This is a genomic window from Actinacidiphila glaucinigra (assembly GCF_035918135.1).
Lineage (GTDB): Bacteria > Actinomycetota > Actinomycetes > Streptomycetales > Streptomycetaceae > Actinacidiphila > Actinacidiphila glaucinigra.
Genome location: NZ_CP109144.1, coordinates 2,584,575 through 2,602,351 on the forward strand (window position 1 = coordinate 2,584,575; position 17,777 = coordinate 2,602,351).

A 17,777-nucleotide genomic window follows, 5' to 3' on the forward strand; every position below is an offset into this window, starting at 1 on the left:
AAGCTTCAAGTTGAAGCTTCAATCCATACCCCGCACCACACAGATCGGGAATCACGCCTCATGACCAGGATCGGCATCATCCTCGGCAGCACCCGCCCCGGCCGTAACGGCGAGAAGGTCGCCCACTGGGTCGTCGAGCAGGCCGCCCAGCACACCGGCGACGCCACCTTCGAGCTCGTGGACCTCGCCGACTACCCGCTCCCCCACCTCGACGAGCCGATCCCGCCGGCCATGGGCCAGTACCAGAACGCCCACACCAAGGAGTGGGCCGCCAAGATCGCCGGCTTCGACGGCTTCATCTTCGTCACCCCGGAGTACAACCACTCCACCTCGGGCGTGCTGAAGAACGCCATCGACTACCTGCACGCCGAGTGGAACCACAAGGCGCTGGGCGTCGTGTCCTACGGCTCCGTGGGCGGCGCCCGCGCCGCCGAGCACCTGCGCCTGATCGCCGGCGAGCTGAAGATGGCCGACGTGCGCAGCCAGGTCGCGCTCTCCCTCTTCACCGACTTCGTCAACTTCAGCGAGTTCGCCCCCGGCGAGCACCAGGCCGCGAGCCTGTCGACCCTCATCGACGAGGTCATCGAGTGGAGCAGCGCCCTGGCGCCGCTGCGCGGCTGACCTCCGCGCCGTCCCTGCCGCCCGGCCCGCACCCCGGCCCGGCGAGCGGGGGGGACGGGCAGCACCCGGGGCCGGGCGGAGTGATCCTCCGCCCGGCCCCGAGTGCTGCCCGCGCCGGTCAGGCGAAGCGCACGTCGTGGTGGCCGGCCTCCGGGTCGGAGGCGGCCAGCAGCCGCCTGCCCTCCGCCTCCAGCGCGTCGCGGTCGGCGCTCGCCAGCGGCGCGAACGGCGCGACCGTGACCACGGCGGAGCCTCGCGCCCGGTCGGTGCGCCAGGTGCCGGCCACGAAGCCGTCGACGAGGACCGTGCCGCGGACGATGCCGTTGGCCGTCATCACCCGGCGCACGTGCTCCCGGGCCAGGATCCGCGAGCGGTCGGCGTGCGAGAGCACCAGGTTGTCGAAGTCGGCGACGAAGCGCACGGCCGCCGGCCGGTCCGGGTCGGGCAGCGGCGCGGCGTCCGGGGCGTCGTACAGCACCCGGCCGTCCTCGTCGCGGTAGGCGCGCAGCTCCATCGAGGCGAAGACCTCCCGCAGCCCGGTGAGCCCCGACCACTTCTGCGCGTCGGCGACGGAGGCGGGGCCGAAGGCCGCCAGGTAGCGGCGCACCAGCGCCCGCGGGTCGGGGGCGCCGGCAGGGGAACGCCCGAGCCATGACTCGGCCGTGGTGTACGCGGTCCGCCCGGCCACCCCCCACACGCCGCGCGGCGGCACCTGCACCAGCGGCAGCCAGTTGCGCAGCGCGTTGGCGAGGGACGCGGGATCGGCGTCCGGCCAGCGCGGGCCGAGCAGGTCGCGCAGTTCGCCCGGGGTGCGCGGCTCCGCCTCGACCAGCGCCCGGCAGGCGGCGACGGCCTCCTCGCGGTCCACGCCGCGCACCCCCGGGCCCCAGGCGCCCTGGGCGATCTGCCGGTCCAGCAGCGGCTGCAGCACCGGTCGCAGCCGCAGCGCGTCGTCCGCGGTGACCAGGTGGACGGTGCCGCGCAGCAGCGCGATCCGCACGACCCCGCGGTCCAGCAGCAGACGCGACAGGTCGCCGAAGGCGAAGCCGTCGAGCCGGGTCCACAGCGCGGCGTACGCCGCGTGCGGGGCCTGCGACTGAAGACCCACCAGATGCCCGACCGCCTCCGAAGGGCCCATCCGCGAGCGCGCCAGCAGCAGTTGCCGGTCCAGCAGGGCCCGGTTGAGCGTACGGCGGCCCAGCACGGCCCCCGGTGTCGTCCTGCGCATGCGGACACCGTACGGCCACGAAGAACTCGGGGGTAACAGTCGCCCCGGAAGTGCCCGGGAGTGTAGACATAGCCTATGGGCGGGCCGAGCGATCATCGCGCCTCGAGGAAACCACCGGAGCGGGGCCTGCGAGCGCTGCCCGCCGGGCGCAGCGTGGCCGGGCAGGTCTTCCTGCTGCAGGTCGTGGTCGTCGTCCTGCTGGTCGTCGCGGCCGTCGTCGAACTCCTCGTCCAGGCGCGGCACGACAGCGAACAGGAGGCCCGCAACCGGTCGGTGGCGGTGGCCACGACCTTCGCGAGCTCGCCGGGGATCGTGGCGGCGCTGGAGTCCCCCGATCCGACCGCGGTGCTGCAGCCGAGGGCCGAGCAGGCGCGCCGGCTCTCCGGGGTGGACTTCATCGTGGTGACGGACCGTCAGGGAATGCGCTACACCCACCCCAAGCCCGACCGCATCGGCAAGAAGTTCGTCGGGGACATCGGACCGGCCCTGCGCGGCCAGGTGGTCACGGAGAACATCGTGGGCACCATCGGCCCCCTGGTGCAGGCGAACGTGCCCGTCCGCGACGACCGGGGCCGGGTCGTCGGCATCGTCTCCTCGGGCATCACCATCGCCAAGGTCAGCGGCGCGGTCAACGAGCAACTGCCCGTCCTGCTGGGCATCGCGGCAGGAGTGCTGGCCCTGGCCACCGCCGGCACCTGGCTGATCGCCAGACGCCTCACCCGGCAGACCAGGGGCCTCGGCCCGGTCGAGATGACGCGCATGTACGAGCACCACGACGCCGTACTGCACGCCGTGCGCGAGGGCGTCCTCATCCTCGACGGCGAACGGCGGCTCCTGCTCGCCAACGACGAGGCGCGCCGGCTGCTGGACCTGCCGCCCGACGCGGAGGGCAGGCCCGTCACCGGGCTCGGACTCGAGGAGCGGGCCTGCGAACTGCTGGCCTCCGGCCGGGACGCCACCGACGAGGTGCTGCCGGCCGGGGAGCGGCTGCTGGTGCTCAACAACCGCCACACCGACCGCAACGGCGGCCCGCCGGGCAGTGTGGCCACCCTGCGCGACGCGACCGAACTGCGCGCGCTGTCCGGCCGGGCCGAGACCGCCAGGACCCGGCTGCGGCTGCTGTACGACGCGAGCATGGGCATCGGCACGACACTCGACATCACCCGGACCGCCGAGGAACTGGCGCAGGTGGCGGTGCCGCGCTTCGCCGACTACGTCACCGTGGACCTCGCGGTACGCGTGCTGCGCGGCGACGAACCACTGGCGGGCCCGTCGGTGGAGATGCGCCGGGTCGCCGTGAGCGGCGTCCGCGACGACCACCCGCTGTACCCCACGGGGCACCCGCTGCTCTTCGTGCCGTCCAGCCCGCAGGCGGCCGGCATCGTCAGCGGCCGGGCCGTCCTGGAACCCCGGCTCGCCGACTCCCCCGGCTGGCAGGCGCAGGACCCGGAACGCGGCGCGCGGGTCGTCGACTTCGGCATCCACTCGCTGGTCTGCGCCCCGCTCAGCGCCCGCGGCGTACTCCTCGGGATGGTGAACTTCTGGCGCTCGCAGGCCCCGGACCCCTTCGACGAGGAGGACCTCTCGCTCGCCGAGGAACTGGCGGCACGGGCCGCGGTCTGCGTCGACAACGCCCGCCGCTACACCCGCGAGCACGCCATGGCGGTCACCCTCCAGCACAGCCTGCTGCCGCGGGAGTTGCCGCAACTGACCGCCCTGGACGCCGCCTACCGGTACCTGCCCGCGCAGGCGGGGGTGGGCGGCGACTGGTTCGACGTCCTGCCGCTGCCCGGGGCACGGGTCGCCCTGGTGGTCGGCGACGTCGTGGGCCACGGACTGCACGCGGCCGCCACGATGGGCCGACTGCGCACCGCCGTGCACAACTTCAGCACGCTGGACCTGCCGCCGGACGAACTGCTCGGGCACCTGGACGAGTTGGTCGGCCGCATCGACCAGGACGACTCCGGGTCCACCGGCGACGGAGCCGCCCCCGCCGGCACCACCGTCGCGGGCGCGACCTGCCTGTACGCCGTCTACGACCCGGTGACCGGCACCTGCGCGGTGGCCCGCGCCGGACACCTGCTGCCCGCGGTCGTGCACCCCGACGGGACCGTCGAGTTCCCCGACGTACCGGCCGGACCCCCGCTGGGCCTGGGCGGACTGCCCTTCGAGGCGGTGGAGCTGACACTGCCCGAGGGCAGCAGCCTGGTGCTGTACACCGACGGTCTGGTGGAGGACCGCGACCGGGACATCGACGAGGGCCTCGAACTCCTGCGCCGGTCCCTGTCCGAGGCCGGCCGCGACCCCGAACAGACCTGCCGGGACGTGTTCAAGGCCATGCTGCCCGCCCGGCCGTCCGACGACATCGCCCTGCTCGTCGCGCGCACCCGCGTCCTGAACCCCCGCAACGTCGCGGACTGGGACGTGCCCAGCGACCCGGCCGCGGTCTCCGGGGTACGGGCGGCGGTCCAGCGTCAGCTGGCCGCCTGGGGGCTGGAGGAGTCGTCCTTCACGACGGAACTGCTGCTGAGCGAGCTCATCACCAACGCCATCCGCTACGGGGCCGAGCCCATCCAGGTCCGCCTGATACTCGACCGGATGCTGATCTGCGAGGTCTCCGACGCCGGCAGCACCTCCCCGCATCTGCGCTACGCGGCCGCCACGGACGAGGGCGGGCGCGGGCTGTTCCTCGTCTCGCAGTTCGCCGAACGCTGGGGCACGCGCTACACGCCCGAGGGGAAGGTCATCTGGGCCGAGCAGCAAGTGCGGTGACCCTCCGGCGTGGGGTTCCGCTTGCGGCCGGTTGTCGGGTGCGGGTTGTTTGCGCCTGCGGCGGGCATCCCCCGCCCTCCCGCCCTCCCCCAGCCTTCGGCCGGGGGGACCCCCATCCTTCGGCCGGGGGGACCCCCATCCCGGATGGTTGGTGCGGGCCTGCGCGCGTGCGTGGTGGGCCGGGGGCGGGGCCTCCGGGGCTGGGCATTCTGTACCGCATATTTATGTGCATGACGGGCGGTCCAGGCAGGTGCCGTCTGTGCCGCACAACAAATACACGTCAGCGTCCAGAACGCCCACCCCTCCGACCCCACCCCCTCCGTATCGCTGGGCGACCAACGGCCGGTGGCGGGTGATGGGGGGCGGCCCCTCCCCGCACGGTTGGGAGCTGCCCTCAGCGGGGGGTCTCTTGGCCGCAGGCCGAGCAAGGGTGCACGCACCCGTGGCCGGGGGCGGCACCTCCCACGGGACGACTGACGCACCTCGCCTACGGGTGCTCGCAGGGCTTGCCTGTGTCACGGCGACGCCGCAGGTCGCCAGGCGGCAGATCACGACGATTGCCGATGGGGGGACGACCCCTGACCTCCGGCGGGCGGCCGACTCGCAACCAGGTTCAGCGTTGGAACCACACCGACCGCACCGCATCAGGCCGCCCCTGGCCGAAGCCTGAGGGAGGGCGGGAACGCGCACACGGCAACGGGTCGCTCAGCAGGGCGCCATACCGCTGGGCATCGGCCCGAGCACCCGATCGTGCCGGAGCCGGCGCGGGCCTCAGCCACCACCCCCATGGCCGTGGGCGTTCGGTAAGACGTGTGCGGCAACCCCGGACCGCGCTCTACCACCCTCCGACCGTCAGTCGCCCCACGATTCGGAGGGGGTGGGGTCGTAGGGGTGGATGTTCTGGACGCTGCGGGATATTTGTGTGCGGCATCCGGGGCTCGGACGTGGACCGCCCGTCATGCACGTAAATAACCCAGTCCAGGACGTGCAGCCCCGGAGGCCCCGCACCCGGCCCACCACGCACGCGCGAGGCGGTCACTGACCGCGCCGGATGGGGGTCCCCCCGGCCGAAGGCTGGGGGAGGGAGGGCGGGCGGGAGAACCGCCCGCCGCAGGCGCAAACCACCCGCACACAACAACCGGGCAGCCCGGCGCAGCCGCCCGCAGGCGCAACCAACCCGCACACAACCACCGGCCGCAAGGGGCACCCCCCGCACCCCCCGCACGGGCTCACCGCACCCCGTGGACGGGGGTGTGGGCGCCCCGCAAGGGGCGCCCCGTGCCGCCACAGCGGACGGCGACGAACTCCGCCGCGATGGAAAGCGCCGTCTCCTCCGGCGTGCGCGCGCCGAGGTCGAGGCCGATCGGGCTGCGCAGCCTCTCCAGTTCGGCCTCGCCGAGGCCCGTCTCGCGCAGCCGGGCCAGCCGCTGCTCGTGGGTGCGCCGGGACCCCATGGCGCCGACGTACGCGACGGGCATGCGCAGGGCCCGCTCCAGCAGCGGTACGTCGAACTTGGCGTCGTGCGTGAGGACGCAGACGACGGTGCGCCCGTCGACCGGGGTGCGTTCGAGATACCGGTGCGGCCACTCCACGACGACCTCGTCGGCCTCGGGGAAGCGCCGGGCGGTCGCGAAGACCGGGCGCGCGTCGCAGACCGTCACCCGGTAGCCGAGGAACGTGCCGACCCGCACCAGTGCGGCGGCGAAGTCGATCGCCCCGAACACCAGCAGGCGGGGCGGCGGGACGCTGGTCTCGACCAGCAGCGTGAGCGGCTCGCCGCAGCGCCCGCCGTCCGCGCCGATGCCGACGGTGGCGGTGCGGCCCGCGTCCAGCAGGGCGTGGGCCTCGGCCGCGGCGGTGCGGTCCAGTTCCGGGTCGCCGAGGGTGCCCTCGTACGTCCCGCCGGGGCGCACCAGCAGGGCCCGGCCGGGCAGGCCGGCGGGGCCCGCGACGACCCTGGCCAGGGCCGCCGCCTCCCCGCGGGAGGCGGCGGCCAGTGCCCCGGCGAACTGCGCCCCGGGCGCGATCCGCTGGACGAAGATGTCGATGACGCCGCCGCAGGTCAGCCCCACGGCGAAGGCGTCGTCGTCGGAGTACCCGAAGCGCCTGAGCAGCGGCTCGCCGGTCTCCAGCACCTCCTGGCAGAGCTCGTAGACGGCGCCTTCGACACACCCGCCGGACACGCTGCCGACGGCGGTGCCCTCGGCGTCGACGGCGAGCGCCGCGCCGGGCTGCCGGGGTGCGCTGCCGCCGACCGCGACGACGGTCGCCACGGCGAACGGCCTGCCCTCGGCCGACCAGCGGTCGAGCGCGGCGGCGATGTCGAGCATGGCGGGGACTCCTCCTAGCTGACGCCCAGCCAGCCCTCGAGGGGGTGCAGGGCGAAGTAGACGACGAAGACGGCCGTGAGCACCCACATGAAGATCCCGGGCTCACGGAACCTGCCCTGGGCCGACTTGATCGCGGTGTAGGCGATGACTCCGGCGCCGACCCCGGCGGTGATGGAGTAGGTGAAGGGCATCAGGGCCACGGTGAGGAAGACGGGTACGGCCACCGAGCGGTCGCCCCAGTCGACGTGCCGGGCGTTGCCCATCATCATGGCGCCGATCACGACCAGGGCCGCCGCGGCGACCTGGCCGGGGACGATCTGCGCCAGCGGGGTGAAGAACAGCCCCGCGGCGAAGAGGACTCCGGTGACCACGGACGACAGGCCCGTGCGGGCGCCCTCGCCGACGCCGGTCGCGGACTCGATGAAGACGGTCTGTCCCGAGGCCCCGCAGGCGCCGCCGATCGCGCCGCCCGCGCCGTCGACGAACAGCGCCCTGCCGAGCCCCGGCATGCGTCCCTTGTCGTCCGCCAGCTTCGCCTCCGTGCCGACGCCGATGATGGTGGCCATCGCGTCGAAGAAGCCCGCCAGCACGAGCGTGAAGACGATCATGCCGACGCTCAGGGCCCCGATGTGCTCCCAGCCGCCGAACTCGACGTGTCCGAACAGCCCGAAGTCGGGTGCGGAGACGAGGTGGCCGGGCAGTTCCGGGACGGTCAGCCCCCACGCCTTCGCGTCGGTGCCGCCGGCCGCGTGGACGGCCACGGCGAGGACGGTGCCGGTGACGATGCCGACGAGGATGGCGCCGGGGACCTCACGCGCCTGCAGCATGAAGATCAGCAGCAGGGTGACGCAGAAGACCAGCACCGGCCAGCCGGCCAGGTGCCCACCGGCGCCCAGGGTGAGCGGGCCGCCCTCGCCCCGGCCCACGAACCCGGCGTTGACCAGCCCGATCAGGGCGATGAACATGCCGATGCCGATGGTGATCCCGTGCTTCAGCGGCAGCGGGATCGCGTTCATGATGACCTCCCGCAGACCGGAGACCACCAGGACCACGATCACCGCGCCGTACAGCACGCACATCCCCATCGCCTGGGGCCAGGTCATGTGCGGGGCGACCTGCGTGGCGAGCACACCGGAGACGGACAGGCCCGCGGCGAGGGCGAGCGGCACCTTGCCGAGCAGGCCCATGAGGAGCGTGGAGACGGCGGCGGCCAGCGCGGTGGCCGTGATCAGCCCGGTCTGCCCGAGCCGGTGGCCGTCCACGTCGGGGCCGGACAGCAGCAGCGGGTTGAGCAGCAGGATGTACGCCATCGCCATGAAGGTCGTCAGACCTCCCCGGAGTTCGCGGGCGACGGTCGAGCCGCGTTCGGATATGTGGAAGTACCGGTCGAGCCGGGTTCGTCCGGCCGGCCGGGGAGGCAGCGCGCCGGTGGTGGGGTCGGGGGCGGTTCTTTCCGTGGCTGACGGGGTCGACTGGGTCATGCGGTGCCACTCCCAAGGTTCACAGGGACACCCGGACGGCCTGCGCCGTACGGGATTTGGGATGGTCCGCAGCACGACCGGGGGACGGCCCGAGAGTGGTGCGGTGTGACCGCCCGGCGCCGTACGGCGCAGGGCGGAGCTGCCTCACGTACCGGTCAGGTGCTCCGGCCTCACCGGCACGCGCCGGAGGGCGAGGCCCGTCGCGGCGCGGATCGCTGCGACGACGGCCGGGGTGGAGGACAGGGTCGAGGCCTCGCCGACGCCGCGCAGTCCGTACGGGGCGTGGTCGTCGGCGAGTTCGAGCACGTCGACCGGGATGGGCGGCGTGTCGAGGATGGTGGGGATCAGGTAGTCGGTGAAGGACGGGTTGCGGACCGTGGCCCGGTCGGAGACGAGGATCTCCTCCATGACCGCCAGGCCGAGGCCCTGCGTCGTGCCGCCCTGGATCTGGCCGATGACCGACAGCGGGTTGAGTGCCTTTCCGACGTCCTGGGCGCAGGCGAGTTCGACGACCTTGACCAGGCCGAGTTCGGTGTCGACGTCCACGACGGCGCGGTGCGCGGCGAAGGAGTACTGGACGTGCCCGCGGCCCTGGCCGGTGCGCAGGTCGAAGGGTTCGGTGGGGCGGTGCCGCCACTCCCGCTCGATGTCGATCGCCTCGTCGCCCAGCACCTCGGCGAGCCCGGCGAGTACCTCTCCGCCGTCGGTGACGACCTTGCCGCCCTCCAGCAGGAGCTCGGCGGTGGCCCAGGCCGGGTGGTGGGTGCCGAGCCTGGCGCGGCCCAGTTCCAGGACGCGTTCGCGCACCGCCTCGCAGGTGTGCCGCACCGCGCCGCCGGTGACGTACGTCTGCCGGGAGGCGGACGTGGAGCCGGCCGAACCGATCCGGGTGTCGGCGGGGTCGATGGTGACCTGGGTGACGCCGAGTTCGGTGCGGGCGATCTGGGCGTGGACGGTGACGCCGCCCTGGCCGACCTCGGCCATCGCGGTGTGCACGGTGGCCACCGGTTCCCCCGCGATCACCTCCAGGCGGACGCGGGCGGTGGAGTAGTCGTCGAAGCCCTCGGAGAAGCCGACGTTCTTGATGCCGACGGCGTAGCCGACGCCGCGGACGACGCCCTCGCCGTGGGTGGTGTTGGACAGCCCGCCGGGCAGCGCGCGGACGTCCACGCCGCCGCCGGCGCTCTCCCACTCCCGCGCGGGCGGCATCGGCATCGCCTTGACGCGGCGCAGCAGTTCGGCGACGGGCGCCGGGGAGTCGACGACCTGCCCGGTGGGCATGACGGCGCCCTGGGACATGGCGTTGAGCCGCCGGAACTCCACCGGGTCCATGCCGAGGGCGGCGGCGAGCTTGTCCATCTGCGCCTCGTAGGCGAAGCAGGCCTGGACCGCGCCGAAGCCGCGCATCGCTCCGCAGGGCGGGTTGTTGGTGTAGAGCGCGAGGGCCTCGATGTCGACGTCGTCGATGACGTACGGGCCGGCGCTGAGGGAGGAGGCATTGCCGACCACGGCCGGGGAGGAGGAGGCGTACGCGCCGCCGTCCAGCACGATGCGGCACCGCATGTGGGTGATCTTCCCGTCACGGGTGGCGCCGTGCTCGTAGTGGAGCGTGGCGGGGTGCCGGTGGACGTGGCCGAAGAAGGACTCGAAGCGGTTGTAGACCATCTTGACGGGCTTGCCGGTGCGCAGCGCCAGCAGGCAGGCGTGGATCTGCATCGACAGGTCCTCGCGCCCGCCGAAGGCGCCGCCGACGCCGGAGAGCGTCATGCGGACCTTCTCCTCGGGCAGGCCGAGGACGGGGGCGATCTGGCGGAGGTCGGCGTGCAGCCACTGGGTGGCGACGTAGAGGTCGACGCCGCCGTCCTCGGCGGGGACGGCGAGGCCCGACTCGGGGCCGAGGAAGGCCTGGTCCTGCATGCCGACCTCGTAGTCCCCGGTGACGATCACGTCGGCGCGCCGGGCGGCCGCGTCGGCGTCGCCGCGGACGATCGGCTGACGGTGCACGACGTTGGGATGCGGGACGTGGCCGCTGTGGTGGTCGGTGCGGCCCTCGTGGATCAGCGGCGCGTCCGGGGCGGTGGCGGTCGCCTCGTCGACCACGACGGGCAGTTGCCGGTACTCGGCCCTGATCTTCGCGGCGGCCCGGCGCGCGGTCTCGGGGTGGTCGGCGGCGACCAGCGCGACCGGTTCGCCGTGGTGGCGGACCCGGCCGTGGGCGAGGACGGGGGTGTCCTGGATCTCCAGTCCGTAGTGCCGCACGTCGGTGGGCAGGTCGTCGTAGGTGAGCACGGCGTACACACCCGGCTGCGCCAGCGCCCGCGAGACGTCGAGGGAGACGATCTCGGCGTGCGCGTGCGGGCTGCGCAGGGTGTGGCCCCACAGCATGTCCTCGTGCCACAGGTCGGAGGCGTAGGCGAACTCACCGGTGGTCTTGAGGACGCCGTCGGGGCGCAGCGTGGACTCGCCGATGCCGCCCCTGGTCTCGCTGCCCTGGGTGGTGGGGGTGGGGGTACGGGTCACGCCCATCGCGGTCAGGCCTCCGTCCCCGTGCGGGCGGCCGCGAGGCGGACCGCGTCGAGGATCTTCTCGTAGCCGGTGCAGCGGCACAGGTTGCCCGAGAGGGCCTCGCGGATGTCGGCGTCGGTGGGCTGGGCGTTGCGCTCCAGCAGTTCGTCGGCGGCGACCAGCAGCCCCGGGGTGCAGAAGCCGCACTGGACGGCTCCGGCGTCGACGAAGGCCTGCTGGACCGGCGACAGCTCCGTGGCCGGGCCGGCGGGACGCGGCTGCCACCGCTGTGCGGCGCCCGGGTCGGTGCCGGGGCCCGCCTGACCCGTGTCGCGCTCCTTGGCGAAGTCCGCCAGGCCCTCGACGGTCACGACCTCACGGCCCTGCACCTGGCCGGCGGCGACCAGGCAGGCGCACACCGGCACCCCGTCGAGCCGGACCGTGCAGGAGCCGCACTCGCCCTGCTCGCAGGCGTTCTTGGAGCCGGGCAGGCCCATGCGCTCGCGCAGGACGTACAGCAGGCTCTCGCCCTCCCACACGTCGTCGGCCTCCTGGCGCCGTCCGTTGACGGTGAAGGTCACGCGCATCGGGCGCTCCTCTCGTTGCCGAGGTACTCGTCCCAGGTCCAGCCGAGGGTGCGGCGGGCCATCACCCGCAGGGCGTGGCGGCGGTAGGCGGCGCTGCCCCGCACGTCGTCGATGGGGCTGGCGCAGGCGGCGACCAGCTCCGCGAACTGGCGTGCCACGGAGGGCGGGACGGTCCTCCCGCTGTCCCACAGGCCCTCCTCCTCCAGCGCCGCGGTGAGGAACTCCTCGGCGGTGCCGGCGCGGACCGGGGTGGGCGCGGCCGAGCCGATGCCCGTGCGCACCGTGCGGGTGGCCGGGTGCAGGGCCAGGCCGAAGGCGCAGACCGCGATGACCATGGCGTTGCGGGTGCCGACCTTGGAGAACTGCTGGGGTCCGTCGGCCTTGGCGATGTGCACGGCGCGGATGAGCTCGTCCGGGGCGAGGGCGTTGCGCTTCACCCCGGTGTAGAACTCCTCGACCGGGATGAGCCGGGTGCCACGTACGGACACCGCCTCCACCTCGGCGCCGGCGGCGAGCAGCGGCGGGTGCGAGTCGCCTGCCGGGGAGGCGGCGCCGAGGTTGCCGCCGACGCTGCCGCGGTTGCGGATCTGCGGGGAGCCCACGGTGCGGGCGGCGAGCGCGAGGCCGGGCAGTTCCCCGCCCAGCGCCTCGATCACGCGGGTGTAGGGGACCGCGGCGCCCAGCCGTACGGTCTCCTCCCCCACCTCCCACTCGTACAGGTCGCCGACGCGGTTCAGGTCCAGCAGGACATCGGGCCTCCGGTGGTCGAAGTTGATCTCGACCATCACGTCGGTGCCACCCGCGATGGGTACGGCCGTGGGGTGCTCCGCCTTGGCGGCGAGGGCCTCCTCCCAGGTCGCGGGACGCAGGAAGTCCATGAGTGCTCTCTTCTTCGTCAGGGGACGGGATGGCTGTTCATGTCCTGTTCACGCTGTGTGACCCAGTACACGTCCGGGTACGGTGCCGGGTGCAGTCACCGAACACATGAAGCACTTCGCCGGTCGCTAAGCTGGCCTTGTAGATTCCTCCGAAAGACGCGGATCCGAAACCTGTCGGCATCGACGCGGCAACACCGATGCAACCGTTCGGGCGCCACCCTGGTACCGGCCCGGACGAGGAAGCGCTCAAGACAAGGCGACGACGATGCGGCTGCGCGCACTGCTGGACACCGATGCCCTCGGCCTGCGGCTGCTCGGCGGCGGGGAGGAGCTGGACCGCACGGTCCGTGGCGTGATGACCACCGACCTGAAGGACCCCAGCCGCTACCTCTCCGGCGGCGAACTGGTGCTGACCGGGCTGGCCTGGCGCCGCGGGCCGGACGACTCGGAGCGCTTCGTGCGGATCCTCACGGCGGCCGGTGTCGCCGGGCTCGCGGCGGGCGAGGCCGAGCTGGGCTCCGTCCCCGACGACCTGGTGCTGGCCTGCGCCCGGCACCGGCTGCCGCTGTTCGCGGTCGACGAGGACGTCGCCTTCGCCTCCATCACCGAGCACGTCGTGCGCCAGGTGTCCACCGAGCGTGCCGGGGACCTGGCCGCCGTGGTGGAACGGCACCGGCGCCTGATGACCTCCGGACCCGAGGGCGGCGGTCCCGACGCCGTCCTGGACCTGCTCGGCAGCGACCTCGACCTGCGCGCCTGGGTCCTGTCCACGACGGGGCGCAGGATCGCCGGCTCCGACCACCCGCTGCCCGCCGGCGTACCGGCCGAGCTCGCCGCCGAGCACCTGGCCGCCGCCCGGACCGGCCGCCCCTCGCCGCACCGCGCCTACACCGCGGGCCGCCGCTACTCGCTCTTCCCCATCCGCAGCGGCGACCCCGACGACGACATCCGCGGCACCCTGCTCTCCGACTGGTTCCTGGCTGTCGAAGCCGACGCGGGCGACTGGCCGGCCGAGCGCCTGGACCTGCTGGACGGCGTCACCCAGCTCATCGCCGTCGAGCGCGACCGGCGGGACGCCGAGCGCACCGTGCGCCGCCGGCTCGCCGCCGAGGTGATGGACCTCGTGCAGGCCGGCGCGCCGCCGGGCGAGATCGCGGCACGGCTGCGGGTGGCCGCGCCCGTGCTGGTGCCGGGGCTCGGCACCGCGCCGCAGTGGCAGGTCGTCGTCGCCCGCGTCGACTGGGCCGGCGGCGGCCCCGCGGCCGGCCCGGTCGCCCAGGCACTGCTGGAGGAGGCCCTGGTCGACCCGGGCGCGGTGGGCCCCGACCAGGCCGACCGCATCGCCGTCGCCCACACGGGCGAGGAGGCGATGGCCCTCGTCCCCCTGTCGTCGCCGGGGTCCGAGGGCGCCGACCCCGAACTGTCCGCTCAGGGCCTGCTCTCCTTCCTGCGCGCCCCCCTCACCCGGGGTCTGGACGGCGACGGACGGCTCACCATCGGCGTCAGCGCCGCCGTCCACTCTGCCGACGGCCTGCGCGGCGCCCTGGAGGAGGCCCGTCACGCCCGGCGCGTCGCCGCCGCCCGCCCGGGCCGGGTCTGCGTCGCGGGCCACGAGGAACTGGCCTCCCACGTCCTGCTGCTGCCGTTCGTCCCCGACGACGTCCGCCGCGCCTTCACCGCCCGGCTCCTCGACCCGCTGCGGGCCTACGACCGGCGGCACCGCGCGGAGCTCATCCCCACCCTCGAGGCCTTCCTCGAGTGCGACGGCTCCTGGACGCGCTGCGCGAACCGGCTGCATCTGCACGTCAACACTCTGCGCTACCGCATCGGCAGGATCGAGCAACTGACGGGCCGCGACCTGTCGCGCCTGGAGGACAAGCTCGACTTCTTCCTGGCCCTGCGGATGAGCTGACGGCGGGACGCCGGGCCGGCGCGGGCCGTTCGGCGGGGGCTGTTCCCGGGTTGCCGCTTGATCTTGACCCGGGGTCACGTCTCGGGCAGGCTCGCCCAGAGATTCGGGGGGCCGGGTGTTCGAGTTCGATGTCCTGGGGCCGTTGCGTGTGCGCCGGGAGGGTCGGACGGTGGCGCTGCCGGCCCCGATGCTGCGCCGGCTGCTGTGCCTGCTGCTGGCGGAGGGCGGCCGCCCGGTGTCCGTCGGGCATCTGCGGGCCGCGCTGTGGGAGGGCGAGCCGCCGCCGAGTTCGCGCAAGACCCTGCAGGTCCACGTGCACCGGCTCCGCCGCGAGCTGGGGATCGGGGACCGGCTGCGGCACGGGCCGCAGGGCTACGGGCTGACCGTCCTGGACGGCGAGCTGGACGCGTGGCGCTTCGCCGACCTCACGGACCGCGGGCGGGCCGAGCTGCGGCGCGGGGAGCCGGGCCGGGCTGCCGCGCTGTTCCGCGAGGCACTGGCGTTGTGGCGGGGCGCGGCCTTCGACGGCGTTCCGGGCGCTCCACTGGTCGCCGCCGAAGCCGTCCGGCTGGAGGAGCTGCGGACCCGGGTGCACGAGGAGTGCGCGGGCGCGGAGCTGGCGCTCGGCCGCCACGCGGAACTCGTCGGCGAGCTGGCCGGACTCGTCCGGCAGCACCCCTACCGCGAGGAGTTGCGGGCGCACCTCATGCTGGCCCTGTACCGCAGCGGCCGCCGTGCGGAGGGTCTGGAGCTGTTCCGGGAGACCCGCGCGCTCTTCGCGGAGCACCTGGGCATCGAGCCCGGGGAACCGCTGCGGCGACTGCACGAGGCCATGCTGCGCGCGGACGGGGAGCTGGAGGGCCCGTCACGGCCGCGCGAGGCGCTCGACCGCTCCGACGGGCCGCCGCCCCGGCACGGCGCCCTGCCGGCCCGGACCACCAGCTTCGTGGGGCGCCGAGCCGAGGTGGACGCGGTGGGCGCGCTGCTGGCCGGCTCCCGGCTGGTGACGCTGACCGGTGTCGGCGGGGTCGGCAAGACGCGTCTGGCCCTGCGCGTCGCGGACGAGGCGGGTGCCGGCTTCCCCGACGGGGCATGGCTGGTGGAACTGTCCTCGGTGCGCGACGACGACCTGGTCACCCACGCGGTGGCGCAGGCCCTCGACCTGCACGACTGGGCCCTCCGCACGCCGCTGCAGGCGCTGCGGGACCATCTGTCGGGCAAGCGGCTCCTGCTGGTACTGGACACCTGCGAGCATCTGGCCGACGCCTGTGCCCTGTTGACCGAGAGCCTGCTGCAGAGCGCTCCCGGGATCCGCGTCCTGGCCACCAGCAGGGAGTCGCTGGGCGTCGCCGGCGAGCAGATCTACGTGGTCCTGCCGCTGCCCGTACCGTCGCCGGTCCCCGACGCCGCGCAGACCGGGATCACGGACGCCGTCGCCCTGTTCGTCGAGCGGGCCCGGGCCGTCGACCGGCACTTCGCGCTGACTCCGCTCAACCGGGCGGCGGTCGGGCGGCTGTGCGCGCTCCTCGACGGCATCCCGCTGGCGATCGAACTGGCCGCCGTGCGCCTGCGGTCCCTGTCGGTGGACCAGGTCCTGGAACGCCTCGACGACCGCTTCGCGCTCCTCGGCGTCGGGCGGCGCACGGCGCTGTCCCGGCACCAGACGCTGAAGACGGCCATCGAATGGAGCCACCATCTCTGCTCGCCCGCGGAACGCCTGCTGTGGGAAAGGCTGTCGGTCTTCTCCGGCGGCTTCGACGGGGAGGCCGCCCGGGACGTCTGCGCCGACGCGGAGCTTCCCGCGGCGGCGATCCCGGAGTTGCTCGCCGGCCTGGTCGACAAGTCGGTCCTGCTGCGCGAGGAGGACGCAACCGGAGTCCGGCTCCGCATCCTCGACACGATCCGCGAGTACGGTGCCGACCGCCTGCGGGGGCACGGCGAGCAGGAGCGCCTGCGCCGCCGCCACCGGGACCACTACCTCGCCCTCGCGCACCGGTTCGAGGACGACTGGTACGGGCCGCGCCAGCTCGTGTGGCACCGCCGGGTGCTGCAGGAGCACGCCAACATCCGCTCGGCCCTCGACTTCTGCCTGTCCCGGCCCGACGAGCAGCGTACCGGTCTCGAACTGGCGGGCACCCTGTGGGCGTTCTGGGTGGCCTGTGGGCTGTTCACGGAGGGCCGGCACTATCTCGACCGGCTACTGCAACGGGAACGGGGGCCGGACCGGGAACGGCTCAAGGCGCTGTGGGCCTGCGGCCACGTGGCCCTCGGCCAGGGCGACACCGAGACCGTCGACCGGGTGGCCGGCGAGTGCCGGTCCCTCGCCGCCGGACACGGCGACAGCGTCGCGGCGGCCTTCGCCGCCCATCTGCTCGGTGCCGCGGCTGCGCAGCGGGGCGACGCCGCCACGGCGGTCGTCCTCGCCTCCGACGCCGTCCGCCTCAGCCGCGCACTGCCCCGGACCGCCGATCGGGAGCGCGCACTGGCCATGGCCCTGATCGGCGAGGCCTTCGCCCTCCTGATGAACGGCGACCTCGACGCGGCCGCCGAGGTCATCGACGAACAGCAGGCCCTGTCGGCGTCCCGCGGCGAGATCTGGACGCGTTCCTGGAGCAGCAGCCTGCGCAGCTCGGTGGACCTCGCCCGCGGGGAGACCGGGTCCGCCGTGGCCCACGCCCGGGCCTCCCTGACGGTACGGCGCATGCTCGGCGACACCCTGGGCGTCGCGATGTGCGTCGACACGCTGGCGCATGCCGCACTGGCCGCGGGCGACGCGAGCGGCGCCGTCCGGTTGCTCGCCGTCAGCCGCCGCGTGTGGGAGATGTTCGGGCCACCGCAGTTCGGCTCGCCCGAACTGCGCGCCGCACAGGACCTCTGTGCGGAGCAGGCGCGCAAGCTGATCGGGGACGAGGCGTACGAGGAGGCGTTCCGCGCCGGCGGCTCGCTCGGCCTCGACGAGGCGATCTCCTTCGCCCTGGGCGGCCACCCGCGGTCCCCGTGCGAGCCGTGGGGATCACCATGACGGCCTTCGTGCCGGCCGGGCGCTCGGGAGTCGCCCCGGATCAGAGCGAGCAGTCCGGGTCGGGGAGGTACAGGTCGAGCCAGGTGTTGGAGCCGACGATGCCGTCCACGCCGCCGGTCGTCTCGTTGCAGTCCTGTACCCACCGGACCGCCGCATCCGTCTTCGCCCCGAACTCGCCGTCCTCCGACAGCGGCTGGGGATACCAGGCCCCTACGTTGATCAGGCACTGAACCTGCTTGACGGCGGCCGCGGTACTCGAGTTGTACGGGCCCTTCTTCAGGGTCGGGCGGTACCAGTCGTTCACGTAGTTGCATCTGCCGTAGGTGTCCGCCGCGTGGGCGGCACTCGGCGCGACGAGGCCCCCGAGGCAGAGCGCGGCGACGGCGGCACCGACGGCACCGATACGGGCACGGGAAATGCGCATGGTCTGTCCCCTCCACA

General features: G+C 74.0%; 11 protein-coding genes. 4 read left to right on the forward strand and 7 right to left on the reverse strand.

From position 1 onward, the window contains the following. Nucleotides 1-60 precede the first annotated feature (60 nt). The gene (locus tag OIE69_RS11335) at nucleotides 61-621 is read left to right on the forward strand and encodes an NADPH-dependent FMN reductase (protein ID WP_326571846.1); all 561 of its coding nucleotides are present in this window, start codon (nucleotides 61-63) and stop codon (nucleotides 619-621) included. 118 nt (nucleotides 622-739) lie between these two features. Here OIE69_RS11335 and OIE69_RS11340 read toward each other — a convergent pair whose 3' ends face one another. Further along, nucleotides 740-1,849: a winged helix DNA-binding domain-containing protein gene (locus tag OIE69_RS11340; RefSeq protein WP_326571847.1), complete on the reverse strand. Its 1,110-nt coding sequence runs from the start codon at nucleotides 1,847-1,849 to the stop codon at nucleotides 740-742. A 75-nt stretch (nucleotides 1,850-1,924) separates the two neighbouring features. Between OIE69_RS11340 and OIE69_RS11345 the strand changes: the two genes are divergently transcribed. Continuing rightward, nucleotides 1,925-4,621, forward strand: coding sequence for a SpoIIE family protein phosphatase (locus OIE69_RS11345; protein WP_326571848.1), 2,697 nt, complete (start codon nucleotides 1,925-1,927; stop codon nucleotides 4,619-4,621). Nucleotides 4,622-5,850: 1,229 nt separating this feature from the next. On the opposite strand, the gene OIE69_RS11350 is transcribed toward OIE69_RS11345, so the two are convergent. The 5 genes from OIE69_RS11350 to OIE69_RS11370 all read right to left on the reverse strand — a co-directional run bounded on the left by OIE69_RS11350 (nucleotide 5,851) and on the right by OIE69_RS11370 (nucleotide 12,402). Further along, nucleotides 5,851-6,951: an XdhC/CoxI family protein gene (locus tag OIE69_RS11350; RefSeq protein WP_326571849.1), complete on the reverse strand. Its 1,101-nt coding sequence runs from the start codon at nucleotides 6,949-6,951 to the stop codon at nucleotides 5,851-5,853. Between the two features lie 14 nt (nucleotides 6,952-6,965). Continuing rightward, nucleotides 6,966-8,432: an NCS2 family permease gene (locus OIE69_RS11355; protein WP_326571850.1), complete on the reverse strand. Its 1,467-nt coding sequence runs from the start codon at nucleotides 8,430-8,432 to the stop codon at nucleotides 6,966-6,968. A gap of 144 nt (nucleotides 8,433-8,576) precedes the next feature. Then, complete coding sequence (gene pucD / locus OIE69_RS11360; protein ID WP_326571851.1) at nucleotides 8,577-10,958, reverse strand: xanthine dehydrogenase subunit D; 2,382 nt, start codon at nucleotides 10,956-10,958, stop codon at nucleotides 8,577-8,579. Between the two features lie 5 nt (nucleotides 10,959-10,963). Next, nucleotides 10,964-11,524 (reverse strand): (2Fe-2S)-binding protein, encoded by a 561-nt coding sequence (locus OIE69_RS11365; protein WP_326571852.1) that lies wholly within the window; start codon nucleotides 11,522-11,524, stop codon nucleotides 10,964-10,966. Then, nucleotides 11,515-12,402 carry an FAD binding domain-containing protein gene (locus OIE69_RS11370; RefSeq protein ID WP_326571853.1) on the reverse strand — a complete coding sequence of 296 codons (888 nt, stop codon included), beginning with the start codon at nucleotides 12,400-12,402 and terminating at the stop codon, nucleotides 11,515-11,517. The genes OIE69_RS11365 and OIE69_RS11370 overlap by 10 nt, the downstream gene beginning before the upstream one ends. 265 nt (nucleotides 12,403-12,667) lie before the next feature. On the opposite strand from OIE69_RS11370, the gene OIE69_RS11375 reads away from it, so the two are divergent. Then, nucleotides 12,668-14,314 carry a PucR family transcriptional regulator gene (locus OIE69_RS11375; RefSeq protein WP_326571854.1) on the forward strand — a complete coding sequence of 549 codons (1,647 nt, stop codon included), beginning with the start codon at nucleotides 12,668-12,670 and terminating at the stop codon, nucleotides 14,312-14,314. 115 nt (nucleotides 14,315-14,429) lie between these two features. Further along, a complete protein-coding gene (locus OIE69_RS11380; RefSeq protein ID WP_326571855.1) occupies nucleotides 14,430-17,336 on the forward strand; it encodes a BTAD domain-containing putative transcriptional regulator in 2,907 nt (968 codons plus the stop codon). Nucleotides 17,337-17,376: 40 nt separating this feature from the next. On the opposite strand, the gene OIE69_RS11385 is transcribed toward OIE69_RS11380, so the two are convergent. Further along, the gene (locus OIE69_RS11385) at nucleotides 17,377-17,760 is read right to left on the reverse strand and encodes a peptidoglycan-binding domain-containing protein (protein ID WP_326571856.1); all 384 of its coding nucleotides are present in this window, start codon (nucleotides 17,758-17,760) and stop codon (nucleotides 17,377-17,379) included. Nucleotides 17,761-17,777: the final 17 nt, after the last annotated feature.